Origin of the sequence: Streptomyces sp. NPDC006624 (genome assembly GCF_040611555.1) — a bacterium.
GTDB lineage: Bacteria > Actinomycetota > Actinomycetes > Streptomycetales > Streptomycetaceae > Streptomyces.
In genome coordinates this window covers 326,573-347,551 of record NZ_JBEXOM010000006.1, presented here as the reverse complement: position 1 = coordinate 347,551, position 20,979 = coordinate 326,573, and the positions used below count along the sequence as shown (strand labels likewise).

Below are 20,979 nucleotides of genomic sequence, written 5' to 3'. Positions count from 1 at the left end.
GGGTACGGAAGGTCCTGAGGCACACCCGCGGGCCTACTACCCTGGTGTCGTGACTATTCGCCTGTACGACACCAGCGCCCGGCAGATCCGTGACTTCTCCCCGCTCGTCCCGGGTTGCGTCTCGATCTACCTGTGCGGCGCCACCGTGCAGGCCGCACCGCACATCGGGCACATCCGGTCCGGGCTGAACTTCGACATCATGCGCCGCTGGTTCGAGTACCGCGGCTACGACGTCACGTTCGTCCGGAACGTCACGGACATCGACGACAAGATCATCGCCAAGTCGGCGGACCAGAACCGCCCCTGGTGGGCCATCGGCTACGAGAACGAGCGCGCCTTCAACGACGGCTACCGCGCCCTCGGCTGCCTGCCGCCCACCTACGAGCCGCGCGCCACCGGCCACATCACCGAGATGGTCGAGATGATGCGCGGCCTCATCGAGCGCGGCCACGCCTACGAGGCCGACGGCAACGTCTACTTCGACGTGCGCTCCTTCCCGGACTACCTGCAGCTGTCCAACCAGGAGCTGGACAACCTCCAGCAGCCCTCCGGCGCCGGCGAGACCGGCAAGCGCGACCCGCGGGACTTCGCCCTGTGGAAGGCGGCGAAGCCGGGCGAGCCCAGCTGGGAGACGCCCTGGGGCCGCGGCCGCCCGGGCTGGCACCTGGAGTGCTCGGCGATGGCGCACAAGTACCTGGGCCCCGCCTTCGACATCCACGGCGGCGGCCTCGACCTGGTCTTCCCGCACCACGAGAACGAGATCGCCCAGGCCAAGGCCTACGGCGACGAGTTCGCGCGGTACTGGGTGCACAACGCCTGGGTCACCATGAGCGGCGAGAAGATGTCCAAGTCGCTGGGCAACTCGGTGCTGGTCGCCGAGATGGTCAAGCGCTGGCGGCCCCTCGTGCTGCGCTACTACCTGGGCACCCCGCACTACCGCTCGATGATCGAGTACAGCGAGGAGGCGCTGCGCGAGGCCGAGTCGGCGTTCGCGCGGATCGAGGGCTTCGTGCAGCGCGTGGTCGAGCTGGCCGGGGGCCCGGTCGAGCCGGCGCCCGAGGTGCCGCTCGCCTTCGCCGAGGCCATGGACGACGACCTGGGCGTGCCGCAGGCGCTGGCCGTGGTGCACACCACCGTCCGGCAGGGCAACAGCGCGCTCGCCGCCGCCGACAAGGAAGCCGCCGTGGTCCGGCTCGCCGAGATCCGCGCGATGCTCGGCGTCCTCGGACTCGACCCGCTCGACGCGCAGTGGGCCGGGGAGGGCGACCGCGGGCAGGACCTGCACGGCGTGGTCGACTCGCTGGTGCGGATGGTCCTCGACCAGCGCGAGGCCGCCCGGGCCCGCAAGGACTGGCCGACCGCGGACGCCATCCGCGACCAGCTGAGCCAGTCCGGCCTGGTCATCGAGGACAGCCCGCAGGGTCCGCGCTGGAGTCTCGGCCCCCGCTGAGCCGTCGCCGGCCGGTGATCGATTGTGCCGCCCGGGCCCCCGGGCGGCACACTGCATAGACGTACGTACGAACGCTCACACAGACAGGTAGGTCATGGCCGCGAACAACCGTCGCATGTCCGGCAAGAAGGGCGCGCAGGTCGGCAGTGGCGGCAAGCGGCGCCGCGGGCTCGAAGGCAAGGGCCCCACCCCGCCCGCCGAAATGCGCAAGGGCCACGTCAAGCAGCGTGCCGTCCAGGCGAAGGCGCGCCGCGCGCAGAGCCGCACCAAGGGCCCGCGCGGCCGGAGCACCTCCGAGCTCGTCGTCGGGCGCAACCCCGTCGTCGAGGCGCTGCGCGAGGGCGTACCGGCCTCCACGCTGTACGTCCAGCAGTTCATCGACAGCGACGAGCGGGTCCGCGAGGCCCTGCAGCTCGCGTCCGAGCGCGGCGGCATCCACCTCATGGAGGCGCCGCGCCCCGAGCTCGACCGGATGACGAACGGGCTGAACCACCAGGGCCTGGTGCTCCAGGTCCCGCCCTACGAGTACGCCCACCCCGAGGACCTGGCCGGCGCCGCCGCCGACGCGGGCGAGGACGCGCTGATCGTCGCGCTCGACGGGGTGACCGACCCGCGCAACCTCGGCGCGGTCGTCCGGTCCGTCGCCGCCTTCGGCGGGCACGGCGTCGTCGTACCCGAGCGGCGTGCCGCCGGGATGACGGCCGGTGCCTGGAAGACGTCCGCCGGTACGGCCGCCCGGACGCCCGTCGCCCGCGCCACCAACCTGACGCGTGCGCTGGAGGCGTACAAGAAGGCCGGGATCGTGGTCGTCGGCCTCGCGGCGGACGGCGAGGCCGAGCTGAGCGAGCTGGAGGCGCTGGAGGGTCCCGTCGCCATCGTCGTCGGCAGCGAGGGCAAGGGCCTGTCCCGGCTGGTCGGGGAGACCTGTGACGTGCGGGTGCGGATCCCGATGCCGGGCGGCGCGGAGTCGCTCAACGCCGGTGTGGCGGCGGGGATCGTGCTGTGGGAGGCCGCCCGCCGGCGCGCCTGAACAGGTGTCCGGCCGCCTCACCCGTACGGGGTAATTCCGGGGTCATCGCGGCGACGAGGACAAGCTTGACGGGGTCCGGACAGATCCGGCGGGTCAAAGCAGTGTCCTAACCCGACGTCACTCGGTTAGATGAGTGTGGACACCAGAACACCCCGCACACCCACGGGGGACCGCTCGTCGGGACTCGACGACGCTCCCGCGCTGAGCATGGTGAAGGTGCCGAGCGACCCGGCGCAGGTGATCGTCAACCACGCGAGTTTCCGCGTGCAGTTGGGCGTCTCGACGCGTCGTGCCCAGTCCCCACGGGTCGCACGGCACCTGACCGCCACCCAGGACACCGCCCGCATCCCCGTCGTCACCGCCGGGGGCGCGGCGGAGGAGGCCACCGCCCGCCGCCGGCCCGTCGTCTGGAGCGGCAGATCCGCGCCCGACGACACCGGCGCCCACCGGCTGCTGCAGGCCGTCCGGCACGAGAGCATCCGCCACGCCGAGGAGCCGCCCTCCGACACCGGAGCCACCCGGGTCATCTCCCGCGTCGGCACCGGCCACGACGGCGCGGGCTACGGCACGGCATACGCGGGCGGTGGCTACCCGGGCGACGGCTACGAGGACGCCCTCGCGCAGACCATGGAGACGCCCGTCGTCGGCCCCCAGCGCACCCACGACCCGGCCGACGGCACCCGGCTGCTGCCGCAGATGCGCACCGTCGGCAGCGCCTACGACGAACCGGGCTACGAAGCCGGCTACGGGGACGGGGAGTTCGAGGAGCTCGACGCCGAGGCGGAGCACACCGGCCGCGCCTCCCGGCGGCACGGCGACGACCCCGCCCGGCACGCCTACTACCCGGGCCGCCGGATGAACCTCGGCGTGGTCCTGCTCCCGCTGCGCGTCTTCCTCGGCTTCATCTCCGTGTACGCCGGCATGGGCAAGCTGTGCGACCCCGTCTACTTCGACGGCGGCAAGCGCGGCTCCATGGTCAAGTGGCTCAACACCCTGCACCCGTGGGAAGTGGCCGAGCCGCTGCGCCAGTTCGCCCTGGAGCACCCGGTCGGCGCCGGTCTGGTCATCGCCTTCGCGCAGGTCGTCGTCGGCGTCCTGACGATGCTGGGCTGCTGGCAGCGCGTCGCCGCCGCCTTCGGTGCCCTGCTCTCCGCGGCGCTGCTGGTCACCGTCAGCTGGAAGAGCGTCCCCGCCTACGAGACCCCCGACATCATCTACCTCGCCGCCTGGTCCCCGCTGATCATCGCCGGCGCCCCCGTCTACTCCGTCGACGGCCGCCTGGCCGGCAGCGCCTGGCGCCGCCTCGGCCCGCGCGCCGACATCTGGGACCTGCGCCGCTACGTGCTGCGCCGGGGCGCCCTGGTGACCGCCGTCACCGTCGGCCTGACCCTGCTCGTCGGCTCGCTGCTCGGCGGCGCCGTCCGCGACGCCGACCGGGTCGTCGTCCCCGGCCCCGGCGAGGCCCCGCGCAACGAACTACCCGGTTCCCCGCTTCCCGAGGAGCCCACCGAGCGGCTGCGCAAGCGGACCCCGTCGGCCTCCACCTCGCCCACGCAGGGCGCCACGGCCGGCTCGGCCAGCCCCAGCGCCGGCACCACGACCAGCCCGGGCGCCACCCGCGACGCCGGCACGGTCACCGGCGGCTCCCCGAGCCAGACCCAGGGCAGTGCCGGCCAGGCCCCGCCCCAGCAGTCCACCCCGGGCGACCAGGCCCCCAGCACGACCACCGGCCCCACGTCCGGCGGTGCGGCGACGGGCGGCGCGGGCTCCACGGGCGGCGGCTCGAACGAGGGCGGCTCCGGCGAGGGCGGCTCCTCGGGCCGCTCGGGCCTGGTGGGCGGCCTCCTGGGCTAGCCGGCCCGCGACCCCAGCGGCACCGGGGCCCCGCCACCTTCGAGGTGCGGGGCCCCTTCGCGTTCCGTGCATGAGGGCCTTCGGCCGGCCCGGTGGAGATCTGTGGAGGGCTCTCGGCGGGTGATGCCGCTGTGCGATGCGGCTGCCTCGGCCGGCCTCAGCGTCCCAGCGCCGCCAGTTCCCTGGCCGCCTCGGTCAGGTCCTTGGCCGTGTCGATGGCCCGCCAGTAGGACCCCTGCGGGATGGTGAACCCGGCCAGCCGGTGTTCACGGGCGAGGCGGGGGAACGTCGTACGCTCGTGGTCGCCGCGCTCCGGCAGCAGCTCCGTGAACTCGGGCGAGAACACGTACACGCCCGCGTTGACCTCGAACGTCGACGGGGGTGCCTCGATGAAGTCGGTGATGCGGCCGAACCCGTCGGTCTCCACGGCCCCCCACGGCAGCCGGGGCCGGGCCAGCGCCAGCGTCGCGACGGCGTCCCGCTCGGTGTGGAAGTCCGCCATGTCCCGCAGCGAGAACCGGGTCCAGATGTCCCCGTTGGTGGCGTACCAGGGCCGGTCGGGGTGGGGCAGGTGCGCCGCCGCGTACTTGAGACCGCCGCCGCGCCCGAGCGGTTCGGGCTCCACGACGGTGGTGACGGAGACGGGCAGATCGGCCGTCTCGAGCCACTTCTGCAGGACCTCGGCGAGGTGGCCGCAGGAGACCACGACGTCGGTCACGCCCTCCTCGGCGAGCCAGGACAGCTGATGGCCGATGATCGGCGTCCCCGTCCCGGGGATCTCGACCATCGGCTTGGGCCGGTCGTCGGTGTACGGGCGCAGCCGGGAGCCCTGGCCACCGGCCAGTACCACGGCTTGAACGGGGCGGGACGCGGCGCTCGGATCGCTCATGAGACCGAACTGTACGTGGCGTCCCGCCCGGGGCGACGGCGGACGACGGTGCCCGCCTCGGCTGTTGACTGCTGCCCGTCCTTCTCACCCGGCACCGGGTGCCGGGGCGGCGCGCTCAGCGGTGCGCCGCGGCGACACCTGTGGCGAAGGCCGTGTCGCAGACCGGACGGGCGTAGGACTGGGCGCGGGTCGGGCCGTAGATCCGGACGGCGGCCTCGCCGAGGGCACGGGCGATGGACGCGCAGTGCTTCGCCAGCGACGGGCGGCCGTTGACGGCCTGCTGGAGGTGGGTGAGGGCGACGCCCGGGTTCTCCTCCTGCAGCTCGGTCAGCAGCTTGTCGCGCAGGACGTCCTGCGGTGCGCGCTTGACGGCTCGCGGGGTGCCGGGGGACAGGGCGGTGTCCGCCGCGGTGAGCACCGGGTCGGTGGAGTTCCCCGACCAGTTGACTCGGGTGACCGCGAGGGTCCCGGAGAGCACCAGGACGACGGGCAGGACGAAAGCGAGGGAGCGGCCGATCCGGCGGGCGGGGCCCCGGCCGCGTCGCGTCTGTGGGGTAGTGGAGTGCTTCACGCGTGTGAGGGTAGCGCCCGGTAATGGTTTGTAGACATTTAGTCACCGGTTCGGGGGATGGGAGAGGGGCAGTTTCTGGGTACCGGGTTGACGCACAACGCTCGAAACGTCCGGTCTGCCGGGGTATTTGTCGACAACGCGAAGGACCCCGCAGCGCGCTGCGGGGTCCTTCGTCGTCATCCCGGGTGAATCACCCGGAGTGGTGCGTGTGCCTGCGGTGCCCGAGGTCAGTCGGACAGGCGCGCGCCCGTGGAGGGGGAGAACACGTGGGTCTCGCCGGCCCGCGGGACGACGTGCAGCGTGCTGCCCTTCTCCGGGACGTCACGGCCGCCGACGCGGACCACGAGGTCCTTCGACTCGCCGCCGAGGTCGGCGGTGCCGTAGACGAAGGCGTCGGAGCCGAGCTCCTCCACGACGTTCACGGTGACCGCGACACCCAGGTCCGAGTCCGCGCCGGCCACGTCGAAGTGCTCGGGGCGGACACCGACGGTGACCGTCTTGTCGGTGGCGGCGGCGAGCGCGTCGCGCTGCACCGGCACCACGCTGTTGCCGAACTTCACGCCGCCGTCGGTGATCGGGACCTCGACGAGGTTCATCGCCGGGGAGCCGATGAAGCCGGCCACGAAGAGGTTGGCGGGCTTGTCGTACATGTTGCGCGGGGTGTCGACCTGCTGGAGCAGACCGTCCTTGAGGACCGCCACGCGGTCGCCCATCGTCAGGGCCTCGACCTGGTCGTGGGTGACGTAGACGGTGGTGATGCCCAGGCGGCGCTGGAGCGAGGCGATCTGCGTACGGGTCGACACACGGAGCTTGGCGTCCAGGTTGGACAGCGGCTCGTCCATGAGGAAGACCTGCGGCTCACGCACGATGGCGCGGCCCATCGCGACACGCTGGCGCTGACCGCCGGAGAGGGCCTTCGGCTTGCGGTCGAGGTACTCGGTGAGGTCGAGGATCTTCGCGGCCTCCTCGACCTTCTGCCGGATCTCCGCCTTGTTGACGCCGGCGATCTTGAGCGCGAAGCCCATGTTGTCGGCGACGGTCATGTGCGGGTAGAGCGCGTAGTTCTGGAACACCATGGCGATGTCCCGGTCCTTCGGCGGCAGGTGGGTGACGTCGCGGTCGCCGATGCGGATGGCGCCGCCGTTGACGTCCTCGAGCCCCGCGAGCATGCGGAGCGAGGTGGACTTGCCGCAACCGGACGGGCCGACCAGGACGAGGAACTCGCCGTCCTCGATGTCGATGTCGAGCGCGTCGACGGCGGGCTTGGTGGAACCCGGGTAGATCCGGGTCGCCTTGTCGAACTGCACAGTGGCCATGGTGAGTGAACCCCTTCTACCGGCAGGAACGTGCCGGACGATCCGAGTAGGAAGGCGGTGCCACGACGGTTTTCCGTTGTGGGGCAGTCCACGCCTGTGAACTGGCATGGGACGCTACCTGGCGTTCACACGTCTGTCAGTAGTTCCGGGGCTGTGAACTTCATGGAAATTTTCGCAGCCGCGCTCACGCCTCCCCGTACCGGACCGCCAGCGCCGCCACCGCCCGGGCGACGGCCCGCCGCAGCCCCGGCGGTCCGAGCACCTCCGCCTCAGCGCCCAGCCGCAGCAGGTCACCGACCGCCACGGCCTCGCTCTCCACGGCCAGCTCCACCTCGGCCCAGCCGTCCCCGTCCGGTGCGCCGGCGCTCTCCAGGGCCCGTACGCCCGCCGCCCCGAACTGCATCGGCAGCAGCTTCCGCCCCCGCGGCGAGAGCCGTACCCGGGCGACGTCCTGCCGCAGAGCGGCCTCCAGGCGCCGGGACGACTCCTCCCAGTACGCGGCCAGACCGAACCCGGCCGGACGGTCGAACAGCTCCCCGGTCTCCTCGACGGCCAGCAGGCGCGACACCCGGTAGGTGCGCACGGCCTCCTCCGCCAGCGCGACCAGGTACCAGATGCCGCCCTTCAGCACGAGCCCCAGCGGCCGTACCTCCCGGTGCACCTCGCCGCGCCAGCGCCGGTAGTGCACGCGCAGCACCCGGCGCTCCCACACGGCCGCCGCCACCGCCTCCAGGCACGGCACCGGGTCGGCCTCCCGGAACCAGGCCGGCGCGTCCAGGTGGAACCGCTCCTGCACCCGCCGCGCCTGCCCGGCGAGCTCCGCGGGCAGGGCCGCCTGCACCTTCAGCTGGGCGCTCGCCAGGACCGCCCCCAGCCCGAGGTCCCGCGCGGGCCCGGGCATCCCGGCGAGGAACAGCGACCCGGCCTCGGCGTCGGTCAGACCGGTCAGCCGCGTCCGGTACCCGTCCACCAGCCGGTACCCGCCCTCCGGCCCCCGGTCCGCGCACACCGGGACGCCCGCCGCGCCCAGCGCCTCGACGTCCCGGTAGACCGTCCGCACCGACACCTCCAGCTCGGCGGCGAGCTCGGACGCGGTCATCCGGCCGCGGTTCTGCAGCAGCAGGAGCAGGGACAGGAGCCGGTCGGCGCGCATGGGGCCATTGTGGCCGCGCGCCCCGCTTACCTGACAGCAGGTGTCAGGTACGGCGTCCAGGCTGGTCACCGACACCGGCCGGCACCCGCCCGGCCCCGGCTGACAGGGAGGACCACCCATGCCCGGCACCCGCACCACCACCGGCCACTTCACCTTCGCCGACTGGCAGGAACGCGTCATCGGCCCCGACGAGGAGGCGGTCCCGCGCCTCGCCCACGCCGGCGTCCGCAACACCTTCAGCGGCGGCATCGAGGCGGCCGGCACGACCTGCGAGTACTCCATCGTCTACGTCACCGCCAAGACCGGCTCCTTCAGCGGCATGGAGCTCCTCACCGGCCGCCTCGACGGACGCGAGGGGAGCTTCGCCGTGGAGGAACGGGGACGCTTCGACGAGGACGGCACCGTGCACTGCTCCTTCGAGGTGGTGCCGGGGTCGGGCAGCGGTGAGCTGACCGGACTGAAGGGGCAGGGCGCCTTCACCGCACGGCACGGCGAACCGGCCGTGACGTACCGCTTCACCTACGAACTGGGGTGACCGGGGCGCCCCCGGCCCGGACGGAACTTCGTGGCTCGCCATGACGGGCTCTGTGTACAGTGGTGCCGCCTCGCGTACGGCGTCGTAGTACGCGCGCCTCCTTAGCTCAGCTGGCCAGAGCAACGCACTTGTAATGCGTAGGTCGTCGGTTCGAATCCGACAGGGGGCTCTGCTGAAACCCCAGGTCAGGTCTCCTCTGACCTGGGGTTTCGTCGTCAGCGGATGCGGCGGCGGCGCCGGGCGCGGGCCGCGCGGGTGTCGGCGGTCTCAGTTCTGGTCTCAGTGGGGCCCGGATTCGCGGTGGTGGGCGCGGGCACGAAGAACTCGCCCATGCGTCGCATGGCGTCCTTGGACAGGTGGGATCGGCCCTTCACGTACCGTCGGGTCTGGCTGATCTGGGTGTGTCGGAGGATTTCCATGATCGTGGGCATGTCCACGCCCAGCTCGTTGAGGATGGTGCCGGCGGTGTGGCGGCTTCCGTCGTAGAGGCGGCGGTCATCGATCCCGGCCTCCTTCAGCAGCTCCTTGAACTCCTCGTAGTCGGCGCGCGGGTCGAGCGGGCGTCCGTCCGGCCGGGAGAACACGACGTCGTGCTCCTGCCACAGTTCGCCGGCGGCGGCCCGCAGCTCCTCTTGCCCGGCCTTGTGCTCGTGCAGGAACGGGATGAACACGGGAGGGATCGGGACGGCGTTCCGGCTCTTCTTGGTCTTCGGGCGGGTGAAGACGAGCCCGCCTTCCTTTCGCTGCGGGCAGGCGCTCGCGTGCCTGGTGCATGCCTTGGGGCACGGCCTCGGGCAGCCGCGCTTGTAGCTCTTGTGCCGGGCGCATCCGGCGGGGCAAGGCTCGAAGCGGTGCAGGCGCGCCCCGCAGGCGTGCGGGTCGGCGCAGCCGTGCCGCCACGTGAGGCGCTGCAACTGCCACTCGGGGCGGAACAGCTCCGCCTCCAGGTCGACGTACGACCAGCGCAGTCCGAGCGTCTCGCCCTGCCGGAACCCCATGCCGACACCGACGATCCACCGCATGAACGTGGGCCGCTTCGACGCGGCCTCCAGGAAGGCCTTGGCCTCTTCCTTGGTGAAGGGGTTGGCCTCGATCTCGTCGACGCTGGGCGGGTCCACGAGCGTGGCCACGTTCTCGCCGATGATGCGGCGCCGGTGGGCAATCTTCAGGGCCCGGGACAGGATGCGGTGCACCTTCACGACGTGCGAGGGAGCGTGGCCGGCGTCGAGCATGGCGCGGTACATCCGCTCCAGGTGCTCGGGCTGCAGCTTGTCGATGCGGTGCTGGCCGACGCCGGGGATGATGTCGTTGCGGGTCTTCGACCAGTAGTCATCGAGCGAGCGCGGCTTGAGCTTCAGGCTCGCGATGTCGGTGAGGTAGGTCGCCATCCACTGCGCGACGGTGGGCTTTCGCCCCGCGGTGGTCGCGCGTCCCTGGTCGCGCAGCCGTTCCAGCTCGCGGACCTTGCGGCGTACTTCCGCCTTGGTCTTGGCGCGGCGGTGCCGGCGGTCGGGGCTGCCGTCGTTCTTCACGCCCATCGTGACGCGTCCGTGCCACCAGCCGTCCGCACCGAAGTAGATGGTCGATTCCATGTTGGGCTTGCGGGGGCTCATGTGCTCCTCCATGCGGGAGGCGCCCCGAGCGGAGTGCTCGGGGCGCCTCAGAGCGTGCTCTGGGCCGGTCAGTTGGGCAGTGGCGCGAGGCTCGCTACGTACGCTTCGAGGTCCGTTCGCCGGATCCGACGTGTGCGGCCCAACTTGATGTACTTCAGGGCGCCTTCGGCCATCAGCTCGTAGACGGTGGATCGGCCGATGGCGAGCGCTTCGGCAGCTTCCTCGGGCTTGTACAGGAGTCGGTCGACGGGGGCGGCGGTCGCCGTGGTCATCCGGAGTGCCTCCTAGGCGGGAGGGTCTTGGGCGCTCTTGGGTCTCGTGTCTGTCCGAGGTGCGGATTTCTGCGTCATTGCGTCATCAGCGTCATCCGGGCTGCTGACCTGCGGCTTTGTGTGACGCAGTGGTGTGGGGGTGCGTCACCGGGGCGTCATGGGCTGCGTCATCGGGTGACGCAGATGACGCAGGATGACGCAGACACGGCCGTCTGCGTCATGCCGCTAGCCGCAGGTCAGGGGCCGTTTCTCGGTCTGCATGACGCAGATGACGCAGGGTTCCTTCCCTTGGGACAAGAGAGAGGGGTGGTGTCTGTTGTGGTGCCGGTGCCGGTTCAAGCGTGAAGAGGGAGCCGCTCGCGCGGCGCGTCCCTTGCAGGGCGGCTGTCGCCGCCGAACAGCAAGAAGAGCACGCACGGCGGTGGCCGGTGGTGCTCTTCTTGCTTGTCGGGCGACCGCGGGGGCGCGGGTCAGAACATCCGCTTCTCCTGGTGGGGCTGTGGTGTCTGCAGGTGGGTCATTTCGAGGTAGCGGCCCTCGCTGGTGCGGCCCGATTCGATCAGGACTCCGCGGGCGGCGAGGGTGGGCTGGAGGCGCTTGAGCCGGTCGGAGAGGACCTTGCCCGTGGTCGGCCAGCCCTTGGGCAGCGGGCGCATGTCGTCGCCGCTGTAGAGGCGGCTGAGGCAGTGCAGCCACTCCGTGGAGGTCATCCGCTGCTCGCCGCCCGGCTCGATGGTCTCGGCGTGCTTGAGGACGGTCTGCGCGAGCAAGTCGCCCTCGATGACGTCGTCGTTGAGGTCGTCGAGGCTGCGCCGGTAGGCGGCGAGGGCTCCCAGGCCGGTCGCGGCGTCGAGCTGCGCGCATAGGTGCGCGAAGTCCGCCATCCGCAGATCGGTCGGGGTCTCCGCCTCAGCCGCGCGGACCTTGACCGTGAGGTCGAGCAAGGATCCGAGGATAACGGGCAGGGCTTCGGCGTACTCCGCCCACAGCTCCGCCTCTGTGCGCCGGACGCGGGGGCGTTCCAGGCGCAGGGGGAGGAGGCGTTCGGCGAGGTCGGGGCGGATGACGCCGACGTCGATGCCGGTCAGGAGCATGGGGCGGCGGTATCGGGCGCGGACCACGTCCCCGTCGGTGTACAGGGCGCGTTTGACGTTCTCGGCGCCGGTGACGATGCAGCACATCGCGTCCGACAGGTCCGGGGTCATGTGGGAGAGGTTGTCCAGGGCGGTGACCCATCCGGCGGCCACGGCCGCGATCAGGTTCTCCTCGTCCTTCGGGGCGCGGCGCAGGTCGCCGCTCATGCCCTCGATGATCCGCACGAGCATCCGCCCGCCCGTGGACTTGCCCGCGCCCTGCGGCCCGGTCAGGAACGGTGCTGGCACGGGCACGGACGGCCCGAGACAGCCGATCAGCCAGGCGATGGCCAGGCACTCGGTCTCCGCGCCGGCGAAGTTGCACAGCCGCAGCAGGGCGTCGATGCCCTTGCCATCGGTGTCCTTGACCGGCAGGGGCAACTCGCCCGTGAGCTGGGTGCGGCGCCAGCACACCTCGCGCGGGTCGGGGATGGCAATGTCCCAGCCGGTGGGGTGGATACGGACCGACTTCCCGTCGGTGCGGCCCAGGTCCAGCCACGTCGCCCCGTCGAACCCGGGCGCCACGCGGATGTGGACGGGCTGCACGTCCTCGGTCAGCGCCAGGGCTTCGATCAAGTCCAAAGCCTCCTTGAGCGCGGTGCCGTTGAACACGCCCAGTCCGTCGCGGTAGAGACCGACCATGAGTTCCTGGCGGTGGCTTCCCGTCGTGCCCTGCGAGCGGATCGGGCGGGCCACGGGGTGGCCGTTGCGCTGCGCGTAGACGGTGCCGTCGGCGGTGCGGAAGTACCGGAAGTGGGCCTGTGCGTAGTCGGTGATGACCTCGCGGGCCGGGGTCTTGTCGTCGTCGGACATGGTCACAGTCCCAACCTGGTGCGGGCGTTGGACCACGCGTCCGTGCAGTGCCGCAGCGTCTCGCCCTTGGCCTGAGCGGCGGCGAACAGCCCCGCCACGTGCGCGTCGGTGAGGCAACCGCACCGGCCGTGCGTGGACAGCACGGCCAGGAACGTCCGGTAGACGGTGGCGTGGACCGCGCTGCGAGCCTCGGTGATGCGCTGCTCCGCCATGGCGATGCCGCGCTCCAGGAAGGTGGGCGTGCGATGCGGGCACTCTGCCTTCCCGGCCGCTGCGGGGACGGTGAGGCCGTGCGGCGCCGGCCGGATGGGGGACGGCTCCTTCACGGCAAGCGCCCGGACGGCGTCCGGCAGAGGGGTCACGGCTCCGGTGCCGGGGCCGAGGTAGCGGGCGTAGGCCATGGTCGACTTGATGTCGACGCCCGGACGCACCGCGTTGTGCGATGACATGACGCCCTGGTAGACCCAGTGCTCACCGCGGGTCGTCTCCACGGTTCGGGTGGGAGGCAGGGCGGTGCGGGCCCATGCGACGGCCGCCGCGTCGTCGAGGTCGACCACGGTCAGGCCGGCGCCGCTGGGGTGGTAGGCAACGGCGACGGCCCGCCGCCATGCGGCCATCCAGGCCGGGGAGGTGATCACCGCTGGGTCGGTGGTGGCGGCGGCCCATGCGTGGCAGGGCGCCGGGCAGGTGCAGGCGCCCGCGCTCTTCATGTTCGGCCGGCCGCCGCACGCGCCGCCCGCGCACGCGTCACAGTTCCCGAAAGGCACCTTGCCCTTGCGCAACGGCAGCACCGGCACGCCGGAGACTGCCAAGAAGAGAGCGGTACGCAGGTGCTCTCCCCAAACGTCGGTCGGTTGGGTCATGCTGGGAGACCTCCACAGGTCAGTTGGATGGCAGGTGGACAAGGGCGGCCCCGGTTCTTTGGCGAGATGCGGGGGCCGCCCTTGGCGTAGCTAGAAGGGCGGTTCGTCGCCGTGACCGGGGCCCCACGGGTCGGCGTCGCGACGGCGCCGGCGGGGCAGGCGCGGGAGGGGGAACAGGAGCCAGCGGCGGTCCTCGTGCCAGCAGGTGCAGGGCTCCCAATCGGTCCCCGCGTACTCGCCGGTGTCGTGGTCGCCGTAGTGGTGCTCGATGCCGCCTACGCTGTCGCAGTCGCGGCAGTCGGGGCGGGGCGTGTCGGTCAGGATCACCGCGTTGCGGGGCAACGCGGTGCGCTGGATACGCAGTCGCATGGGTTGAGTTCTCCTTGTCAGTGCTTGCCGCGGGCGAGTCGGAGGGTGATGCCGCCGATGCCGATGGGTCCGGCGGCTCCTGCGATGACGGTTGCGGTGTGGGCTGCGGCGTCGAGCAGGAGGCACAGGGCGGCGACGAGTCCCCAGCCGCCGGCGACGGTGGCCCCGGCGATGGCGAAGGGGATCAGTAAGCGGCGCCACGGGATGCCGTGCGGCGGGGTGTCGTGGACGACGATGACGACGGGCTGTCCGGTGGCCTGTGCGCGCTGCCAGTCGTCGGCGGGTATGTGCGGGGCGATGTGGCCCGGCGGTGTGCGGTGGTCCATTTCGGGGCTCCTTGGGTGAGCCGCGGGCCCGCACCATCAGGTGGTGCGGGCCCGCTCGGGTGGGTGGGTGTGCTTGTCGCGTTGCTTGTCGTCTTCCTTGTCGTGTGGCTTGTCGCTTGTCTTGTCTTGTCGCTTGTCGCCTTGCAGGTCACAAGCCGTTTCCGGTCTCCTCAGCCCTGTGACAGCGGCTGTGTTTTCGGGGCGCGACAAGCGACAAGTGATCAGCTCTCTGAGGGCTGTTCGGGGGCGTGGCGGCGGTGGACGTAGCGGGCTTTGGTGCCCTCTCCGACGCGGACGGCGGTGCCGTCCTTCATCCAGTCCCGCAGCCAGCCCACGACCGTCTGACGGGACGTGCCGTGCTCGTCGGCGAGCGCGCGGGCGATCGCGGAGGCTCCGGTGCCCTCACGGCCGGCGGCGAGCAGCAGCGCCAGCGCGGCCTGTTGCGCGGGGTTGTCCTGCTCGCCCCGCAGCGCGGACAGGTTCAGCCCGGTTGCGGCCGGCGGCCGGTCGCCTCCCGCGGGGGGCTGCGGCTCGGGTGCGGTGCCGAACTGGGCGTCGATCTGCTCGCGGAAGCGGCGCAGCATCTCGTCTTCCGGCGAGACCTGCGCCTGCTCCGAGCTGTTCAGAGCGGACAGCCTCAGTCCTGCCCCTGCTCCGGCCGTGGCGGTGGTGGTGGTGTCGTTGCTGGAGGCTTGGTCGCGCATCCAGGCGGTGCGGTTGCTGTCCCAGCGGCGGGCGTAGTCGGGACCGGCCGCTTTGGCGGACACGACGTCGAGGGCGGGGTGCCGGTCGGAGGTGGCGGCGATGATCTCCCGGATCTGGTTGGGCAGGATGCGCCAGGCCTTGAACAGTGCGGCCGGGGACTCCGGGGTGCCCATGAACCCGGCGCCCTTGTGGGGTGCCTGGTCGACGCGCAGGCCGCGGGAGCCGGGGAACATCTTGGACAGGTCCATGCCCTCGGTCTCACCACCGGTCAGGGCGACCCTGACCTTGGCCTCCCGTCGGATCATGAGGTTGCTCAGCACGCTGCCGGTCGCTCCGAGAGCGGTGAGGACGGTGCGGATGCCCATGGCGCGGGCGATCCGGATCACTTCCAGGATCTTCTCTCCGAGCTTGCGCACCTGCCGGTCCGGGCTGGACAGGATCTCGGCGCCCTCGTCGATGACCAGCATGATCTGCGGGATCTTGGTGCTGATGGGCAGCAGGTCCGTGTTCGCGCGGGCGAGTACGTCCTGGTAGCCCATCTTGCGGTGCTTGGCCACGCGCACGGCCACATCGAGCATGGTCATGGCCTCGTCGTAGGTGCCGGCGAGCCAGTCGATACCGGGCCGGACCGCCTTGCCGTCCGGGGCGCTGATCTCGCCGTTGAGCGCCGGGAGTACCCAGGGCAGGCCCGCGGATCCGGCGTTGAGGTCGATGACCCAGGTCAGGATGTCGTCGGCGCGGGCGAACCCGGCGAGGATCGAGTGGACCATGTTGGTCTTGCCCGATCCGGTCGGGCCGACGATCAGGGCGCACTGCTCTCGCAGGTAGGTGAGGACCTGCTCGGCGTTGGTCCGATACCCCCACGGGATGCCCGTGTGGATGGACAGCGGGCCGTAGTCGCTGGGGTAGGTGCGTTCCTGCTCCAGGACGTTGACGGTGGTCACGTCGATGATGACGCGGCCCTGGTGGATGCCGGGGGAGGCGGTGGCGGTGCAGCCGTGCGGCAGCTTCGCGTCCGCGGACAAGCGCGGTGACTCGGCGGCAATCTTGTTCCAGGTGGCGCCGCCGGGCGGGAGTTCAGCGTCGATGGAGTACCCGGCACCGGTGGCCCACTGCTCGACTCCGACCACGCGCACGGTGATCGAGCAGACCCGCTGGATACGGTCCACCCATTCCGCGGCGATGGCCCGGCGATCCGCGGACAGCTCGGCAGCGATCTGCCGTTGCTCGGCGGCGAGGGCCTCTTCCTGGCGGGCTTCCTCGAAGAGGGCGGTGGAGCGGGCGGCGGCGCCGATGCCGACTCCCATGGTGGCGAGGGAGCCGAGGGCGGCCCAGGTGAGAGGGCCGTGGGTCATGGCCCATGTGGTCCATCCGGCCCCGACGAGCCAGGAGGCGGCGCGGGTGGCGAGCGTGCGGCCGGCGTTGCGGACGCGCAGGCCGACGACGGTGTGGCCGAGGGCGCCGGCTGCGCCGACGGCCAGGGCCCAGCCCGGGGGCATGGAGGTGGCGGCGCCGGTGGTGGCGACGGCGAAGGCTCCGGTGGTGGCGGACAGGGCGCCGGTCACGGGTCCGTGACCGGCCGCCCAGTCCAGCACCGGGCCACTCGGCTGCTGTTGCTTTGTGGCGGTGGTGGACATGATCAGACGTTCCAGCCCTTCTCGGCCTCGTGGCCGTTGCGGGGGTCCTCGTGCCGGGCGATGTCCTGGGCGTGGACCTGGCGGAAGACCGGGCCCATGTCCTCGGCCACGGCGACGGCGCTCATCAGGGCGCCGAAGATGTCGTTGAAGTTGTCGGCGACCTGCTTCTCCAGCGGGAACTCGCTGTCGGAGCGCTCGGCGAGGGTCTTCATCACGTTCGCCACGCTGGTCAGGGCGGCGGGCAGGCTCTCGACCATCGCCAGGATCTCCATGCAGCCGTCGGGCTCGTAGGAGTTGGCGGCCTGCTCCATCTCGGCGGCGACCTCTTCGAACCGGAAACCGGACACGTGCTCTCCCTCAATCAACGGGGTGTTCGTGCTGGTGGGAACGGTGGACTTCGGGCGCTCGACGCTGTCCGCGATGCCGTCTGTGCCGTCCTGCGCGGCCTCGGCATCGGCGGCGGCTTCCTGCTCGGCCTGCTCCTGGCGGATCGCCTCATCCCGCGCGGCCCGCTGCTCGGCAGCGACACCGGCCAGCCGCCGATACAGGCGCCGCCCCGGGTGGACGAGGGCGGGGATGCCGAGCTTGCGGCCGATCGGGCTGGTGATCAGCCCCAGCAGCCCGGCGGGGAGGGCGAGCAGCGCGGCGAGCAGGCGACGGCCGTGGAAGCGGGCCGCGGACCGGCGCAACGCCTGCCTGGCCGCGCGACGGGCCGGGGCCTTGCGGATTGCGGCACGCTTGGCCGCGACCGTGCCCGCCGCTTGCGCGTCCCGCCGGGCACGGCTCTTGGCGACCGCCGCGTCCCGTGCGGCACGGGCCTTGCGGGCGGTGCTGCTGAGCATCCGGCCTGCCAGACCGCCCCGGCGCCGTGCCCGGGAGGTGATCCCGGCGCCGCCGGGGGTGCGGGTCTTGGCGTTGCGTCGAGCGTCCGCGACCGCGCGGCGGGCGGCGGTGGTCTGCGCCCGCTGCCCGGCCCGAGACCCGGCCGCAGCCTGCTGCGCCGACCGCAGAGCCTTGACCTGCCCAACCCGCCCCGCAGCCCTCCCAACGGCGCCGGACACGCCCTTGGACGCACCCTGACCGGCCTTGCTGCCAGTCTTGCCCGCCGTGGCGGTGCTGCCGTGGCGGGCAGACGAGCCGGACCCGCGACGCTGTTGACCGGGCGCACTGTCCGACTGGCCACCGGGGCGAGTGCCGCGAGCGGCAGACGAACGCCCCCTGGCGCGGACGCCGGGAGCTCCCGCACTGCTGCGGCGCAGACCCGCACTACGGGCGGCGGACCGGCCAGCGGCACGGGCGGCGGCCCGGTGGGCCTCCTTGCGGGGGTTGGTGGTGCGGCTGCGGGTGGCAGCGACCGTGCCGAGGACGACGGCGCCGGTCGCGGCCACCATCGCGGCGACCGGGCCGCCGGCCAGGGCCGCGGTGGCGACCATGCCCACGGTGCTGTTCGCCCCGGACAGGGCGAGCGGGACGACCGGCCAACCGCCCGGGGTGTGCTCCACCTCGGCATCGGCCGGGGCCGGAGCCTGCTCGGTCGGTGGCGCAGGTGCGGGCGGGGGTGGTGCGGGTGCGGGAGCCTCGACGGCTACCGGCTCAGTGCTGAGTTCCGTCATGCTGTGAGCACTCCTTTTCGGGGAGTAGGGCCCGGCCAGGGCTGTAGGAGGCGTATGGCCGGGCCTGCCAACAGGGCCTTATGCGGCGCGCTGTTCGTCGGGGTAGGCACACGGGGTGCACATGCCGAGCGAGGGCGGGACGACGTATCCGGCATCCCGCCGGCACTTCGGGCAGATCCGCCGGGCGGCGTTGGCCTTGGCCAGGGCTGCCCATTTCTCGGGCGTCATCGGCCGGACCGGCTTGGCGGCGTCGATGCGGTAGAGGTAGGCGACCAGCGGCCCGCGGCGGCGCCGCGGACGCTCGACCTGCGCGGCCACATCCTGACCACCGGGCCGCAACCCGAGAGCACGCAGTTGACGGCGCGTGGCCAACCCGTCCGGGGCAAGCCGCCACCTGTAGGTGGGGATGGTGGCCATCAGTTGCTCGCGATGGCCAACTCAGCGCCGTGCGTGCTGGGGTCGCGGTGCTCGGCATAGCGGTGGGAGACCCAGCCGATCGACCAGCCGCACAGCTCCGCGGCCTGGCGCACCGACAGGCCCGCCTCGAACGCGGCTGCCACCGTCCGGCGCGCTTCGCCCTCCGGCAGCTTGCCCTCTGCCGGACCGCGCTCCAGCAGCGCGGCGCGTTCACGGGCCACACGCTCCTCGCGTTCACGGCGTTCACGCTCCGCCTTCTCGGCGCGCTCGCGCTGCTCGGCTTCGGCCCGCTGCCGGGCCTGCTGTTCAAGCCGCAGCCGCTCCTGTTCACGCTGTTCACGCTCGCGTTCACGGCGCTCACGCTCGGCCCGCTCGACAGCCTCAGCCCTCTCCCGGGCCTCACGCTCCTCGCGCCAGCGCCGCTCTTCCCGCTCCGCCTGCTCACGTGCCAACGCGGCCTCGTGTTCACGCTGTTCACGGGCCAGCGCCGCCGCGTGCTCGCGCTCCTCGCGGGCCTGCCGACGGGCGGCTTCCTCCCGCTCCCGCACCACCTGCTCGCGCCGCTCCAGCTCGGCCCGCTGCTGCTCCTCCAGGGCTGCCACTGCGGCGGCGATGGCACGGCGGTAGGCCAGGCTGGTCTCCGCGGTGACGATCAGCAGCAGCGGCGCCACAGAGTGGACAGCCACGCCGACCAGGTCTTTCTTCAGCGCGGAGTCGGCGGTGTTGAGAGCAAGGGTCATGAGACCGGTCATCCACCGAAGGACGATCGGCCAGCGTCCGCCGTGCCCACCCAGGCGGGCCAGCACGTCATCGAGCTTCACCACGATCACGACCGCTGCGTCCACGACGAGCGGCAGGATCGGCGCCGTCCAGTCCCACTTCTCGGCCGTGTGCTTGGCCATCAGCGGCGTCACGGTGAGGATCGAGTAGAGCATCGCCCCACAGACGATCAGCCAGGTACCGCCCGACAGGGCGCGCTCTGCTGAACGCGTCTGAACACTGTTCACGCCGCCCCCTCGATCAGCTTCGGAACGGGCATGTGAACGCGACGGAAGCCGTTGGAGGCCGGGTTGTAGATGAACGCCTCGCATCGCCACTCGCACTCGGCAGCGGGACGTTCACCGGAGGGCACCCACCCGTCCGGGGCGGCACCGTGGGTGGCGGTGTCGGCATAGGCATCCTCGCGGGAGGCGTAGACGGTGTGGGGCTCGCCGTAGTGCAGCAGCACCGTCAATGACCGCCCCTCCAGCGACTCGCCCTCCAGCTCGGTCCGCAGCCGGCGGATCTCGATGTCCTTCAGCAACAGCTCCTGCTGCGCGGCGGACAGCTCTTCCAACGCGCGGGCCAGGATCGCGCCCACCTCGGCCGTGGCCGCCTCCGCACGCTCCGCGCGGCCGGTGACGGCGTGCAGCTCCCGCACGTGGCGTTCCAAGGCGGCGTCCGCCTGCGCCTGAACTTCCCGGGCACGGGACCGGGCCTGTTCGGCGTCCTGCTCCAGCTGGCACAGACGGCCGGCGGTGACGATGCGGATCACTCTGCACCCCCGTCAGTTGCCACGTCGGTGAAGCCGCGCAGGTGTACTTCGGCGCCGGCGTAGACGGTGGACGCCTTCAACAGGCGGGTCCCGCCCTGCACCGTGTGCGTCACCACGTCCGGCGACACTCCCAGCGCTTCCCGCCACGCCTCGAACACGTGCAACCCGTTGTGGAAGCACAGGGTCAACCGGTCGGGGTAGATGCGGGTCAGGTCGATGTCGGGGGCGGGCAGGTGGGGGAAGTCGACGGCGAGCAGCCGCAGCGCCTGCAGGGGCACCGCGAGGCTGTCGAAGGTGAGGTCGCCGGTCATGCCGCGTCCCCCTCCATGCTCGTCGGGGCCGTCCGGTTGAGCAGCGCGACGCGCGCCGCCAGCACCCGACGGCGAGCCCGGCGAACACGGCGGGCGTCCAGCTCGGTCGGGCTGTGCTCCAGCGCGGCAATCTCCGCGTCGACCAGCTCGACGTCCGCGAGGATCGCCGGCATCTCCAGCTCGATCGCGTCCAGCTCAGCGTCCGTCGGCTCGATCCAGTCGGCGAACGCGGTAACAGCGTCCTGAACAGTGACGATGTGGCTCATTGGGTCGTGTGTCCTCTCACAGGTACGGCCCGACAGCGCCCCCGGGGCTGCAACTCCGGGGGCGCGCCGTTGATGGATGAGACAGGTCTGAGGTCAGCGGCGAAGAGCCCACGCGATGAGGCCGCCGACGGCGTCGGTGCAGTCGGTGACGCGGCCGGACTCCAGTTCGTCGGCCCGGTCCTCCAGCCGCTTCGCGGCGGCGTCCTTGCCGTGGTGACGCAGCACCTTCGCCGCATCGCGGTTCTTGGCGGCCTGGTTCTTCATGCGGTCAGACATGGACGTTCCCCCTCGGTCGTTCGATGCGGACAC

At 72.0% G+C, this 20,979-nt stretch carries 22 protein-coding genes and 1 tRNA gene; 5 read left to right on the top strand and 18 right to left on the bottom strand.

Features of this window, described 5'->3' with window-relative positions; genetic code table 11:
- Positions 1 to 49 precede the first annotated feature (49 nt).
- The 3 genes from cysS to ABZY20_RS14550 all read left to right on the top strand — a co-directional run bounded on the left by cysS (position 50) and on the right by ABZY20_RS14550 (position 4,334).
- Positions 50 to 1,450 carry a cysteine--tRNA ligase gene (gene cysS / locus ABZY20_RS14560; RefSeq protein ID WP_356441499.1) on the top strand — a complete coding sequence of 467 codons (1,401 nt, stop codon included), beginning with the start codon at positions 50 to 52 and terminating at the stop codon, positions 1,448 to 1,450.
- Positions 1,451 to 1,544: 94 nt separating this feature from the next.
- A complete protein-coding gene (gene rlmB / locus ABZY20_RS14555) occupies positions 1,545 to 2,480 on the top strand; it encodes a 23S rRNA (guanosine(2251)-2'-O)-methyltransferase RlmB (RefSeq protein WP_356441497.1) in 936 nt (311 codons plus the stop codon).
- A 129-nt stretch (positions 2,481 to 2,609) separates the two neighbouring features.
- A complete protein-coding gene (locus ABZY20_RS14550; RefSeq protein ID WP_356441495.1) occupies positions 2,610 to 4,334 on the top strand; it encodes a DoxX family protein in 1,725 nt (574 codons plus the stop codon).
- A gap of 157 nt (positions 4,335 to 4,491) precedes the next feature.
- Here the strand turns inward: ABZY20_RS14550 and ABZY20_RS14545 are convergent, their stop codons facing one another.
- The 4 genes from ABZY20_RS14545 to ABZY20_RS14530 form a co-directional block, all read right to left on the bottom strand.
- Positions 4,492 to 5,223: a nucleotidyltransferase family protein gene (locus tag ABZY20_RS14545; protein ID WP_356441494.1), complete on the bottom strand. Its 732-nt coding sequence runs from the start codon at positions 5,221 to 5,223 to the stop codon at positions 4,492 to 4,494.
- Positions 5,224 to 5,338: 115 nt separating this feature from the next.
- Positions 5,339 to 5,794, bottom strand: coding sequence for a hypothetical protein (locus tag ABZY20_RS14540; protein WP_356441492.1), 456 nt, complete (start codon positions 5,792 to 5,794; stop codon positions 5,339 to 5,341).
- Between the two features lie 227 nt (positions 5,795 to 6,021).
- The gene (ugpC, locus tag ABZY20_RS14535; RefSeq protein WP_356441490.1) at positions 6,022 to 7,110 is read right to left on the bottom strand and encodes a sn-glycerol-3-phosphate ABC transporter ATP-binding protein UgpC; all 1,089 of its coding nucleotides are present in this window, start codon (positions 7,108 to 7,110) and stop codon (positions 6,022 to 6,024) included.
- 184 nt (positions 7,111 to 7,294) lie between these two features.
- Positions 7,295 to 8,263, bottom strand: coding sequence for a WYL domain-containing protein (locus tag ABZY20_RS14530; RefSeq protein WP_356441488.1), 969 nt, complete (start codon positions 8,261 to 8,263; stop codon positions 7,295 to 7,297).
- A 118-nt stretch (positions 8,264 to 8,381) separates the two neighbouring features.
- Here ABZY20_RS14530 and ABZY20_RS14525 point away from each other — a divergent pair, with 118 nt between their 5' ends.
- Together ABZY20_RS14525 and ABZY20_RS14520 are read left to right on the top strand one after the other, a co-directional pair.
- The gene (locus ABZY20_RS14525) at positions 8,382 to 8,798 is read left to right on the top strand and encodes a DUF3224 domain-containing protein (RefSeq protein ID WP_356441486.1); all 417 of its coding nucleotides are present in this window, start codon (positions 8,382 to 8,384) and stop codon (positions 8,796 to 8,798) included.
- Between the two features lie 95 nt (positions 8,799 to 8,893).
- A tRNA-Thr gene (locus tag ABZY20_RS14520) sits at positions 8,894 to 8,967 on the top strand.
- 46 nt (positions 8,968 to 9,013) lie between these two features.
- Here ABZY20_RS14520 and ABZY20_RS14515 read toward each other — a convergent pair.
- From ABZY20_RS14515 to ABZY20_RS14450, 14 genes are all read right to left on the bottom strand, one after another.
- Entirely contained in the window at positions 9,014 to 10,411 is a 1,398-nt protein-coding gene (locus ABZY20_RS14515) for a site-specific integrase (protein WP_356441484.1), read from the bottom strand.
- Positions 10,412 to 10,479: 68 nt separating this feature from the next.
- On the bottom strand, positions 10,480 to 10,683 hold the full coding sequence (locus tag ABZY20_RS14510; RefSeq protein WP_248510453.1) for a helix-turn-helix domain-containing protein: 204 nt from the start codon (positions 10,681 to 10,683) through the stop codon (positions 10,480 to 10,482).
- A 470-nt stretch (positions 10,684 to 11,153) separates the two neighbouring features.
- Positions 11,154 to 12,629, bottom strand: a complete 1,476-nt coding sequence (locus tag ABZY20_RS14505) for an ATP-binding protein (RefSeq protein ID WP_356441728.1) — start codon at positions 12,627 to 12,629, stop codon at positions 11,154 to 11,156.
- Positions 12,630 to 12,631: 2 nt separating this feature from the next.
- Entirely contained in the window at positions 12,632 to 13,492 is an 861-nt protein-coding gene (locus tag ABZY20_RS14500; RefSeq protein ID WP_356441482.1) for a DNA primase, read from the bottom strand.
- A 90-nt stretch (positions 13,493 to 13,582) separates the two neighbouring features.
- On the bottom strand, positions 13,583 to 13,861 hold the full coding sequence (locus ABZY20_RS14495; RefSeq protein WP_356441480.1) for a hypothetical protein: 279 nt from the start codon (positions 13,859 to 13,861) through the stop codon (positions 13,583 to 13,585).
- A gap of 17 nt (positions 13,862 to 13,878) precedes the next feature.
- A complete protein-coding gene (locus tag ABZY20_RS14490) occupies positions 13,879 to 14,187 on the bottom strand; it encodes a hypothetical protein (protein WP_356441478.1) in 309 nt (102 codons plus the stop codon).
- Positions 14,188 to 14,408: 221 nt separating this feature from the next.
- Positions 14,409 to 16,529, bottom strand: coding sequence for a hypothetical protein (locus ABZY20_RS14485; protein ID WP_356441476.1), 2,121 nt, complete (start codon positions 16,527 to 16,529; stop codon positions 14,409 to 14,411).
- 2 nt (positions 16,530 to 16,531) lie between these two features.
- Positions 16,532 to 18,142: a hypothetical protein gene (locus ABZY20_RS14480; protein ID WP_356441474.1), complete on the bottom strand. Its 1,611-nt coding sequence runs from the start codon at positions 18,140 to 18,142 to the stop codon at positions 16,532 to 16,534.
- A 78-nt stretch (positions 18,143 to 18,220) separates the two neighbouring features.
- Entirely contained in the window at positions 18,221 to 18,559 is a 339-nt protein-coding gene (locus tag ABZY20_RS14475) for an RRQRL motif-containing zinc-binding protein (RefSeq protein ID WP_356441472.1), read from the bottom strand.
- Entirely contained in the window at positions 18,559 to 19,566 is a 1,008-nt protein-coding gene (locus tag ABZY20_RS14470; RefSeq protein WP_356441471.1) for a DUF2637 domain-containing protein, read from the bottom strand. Before ABZY20_RS14470 ends, ABZY20_RS14475 begins: the two co-directional genes overlap by 1 nt.
- Complete coding sequence (locus ABZY20_RS14465; RefSeq protein WP_356441469.1) at positions 19,563 to 20,093, bottom strand: hypothetical protein; 531 nt, start codon at positions 20,091 to 20,093, stop codon at positions 19,563 to 19,565. The genes ABZY20_RS14470 and ABZY20_RS14465 overlap by 4 nt, the downstream gene beginning before the upstream one ends.
- Complete coding sequence (locus tag ABZY20_RS14460; RefSeq protein WP_356441468.1) at positions 20,090 to 20,404, bottom strand: hypothetical protein; 315 nt, start codon at positions 20,402 to 20,404, stop codon at positions 20,090 to 20,092. Before ABZY20_RS14460 ends, ABZY20_RS14465 begins: the two co-directional genes overlap by 4 nt.
- Complete coding sequence (locus ABZY20_RS14455) at positions 20,401 to 20,670, bottom strand: DUF6284 family protein (protein WP_356441466.1); 270 nt, start codon at positions 20,668 to 20,670, stop codon at positions 20,401 to 20,403. Before ABZY20_RS14455 ends, ABZY20_RS14460 begins: the two co-directional genes overlap by 4 nt.
- A 93-nt stretch (positions 20,671 to 20,763) precedes the next feature.
- Positions 20,764 to 20,946, bottom strand: a complete 183-nt coding sequence (locus tag ABZY20_RS14450; RefSeq protein WP_356441464.1) for a hypothetical protein — start codon at positions 20,944 to 20,946, stop codon at positions 20,764 to 20,766.
- Positions 20,947 to 20,979 lie beyond the last annotated feature (33 nt).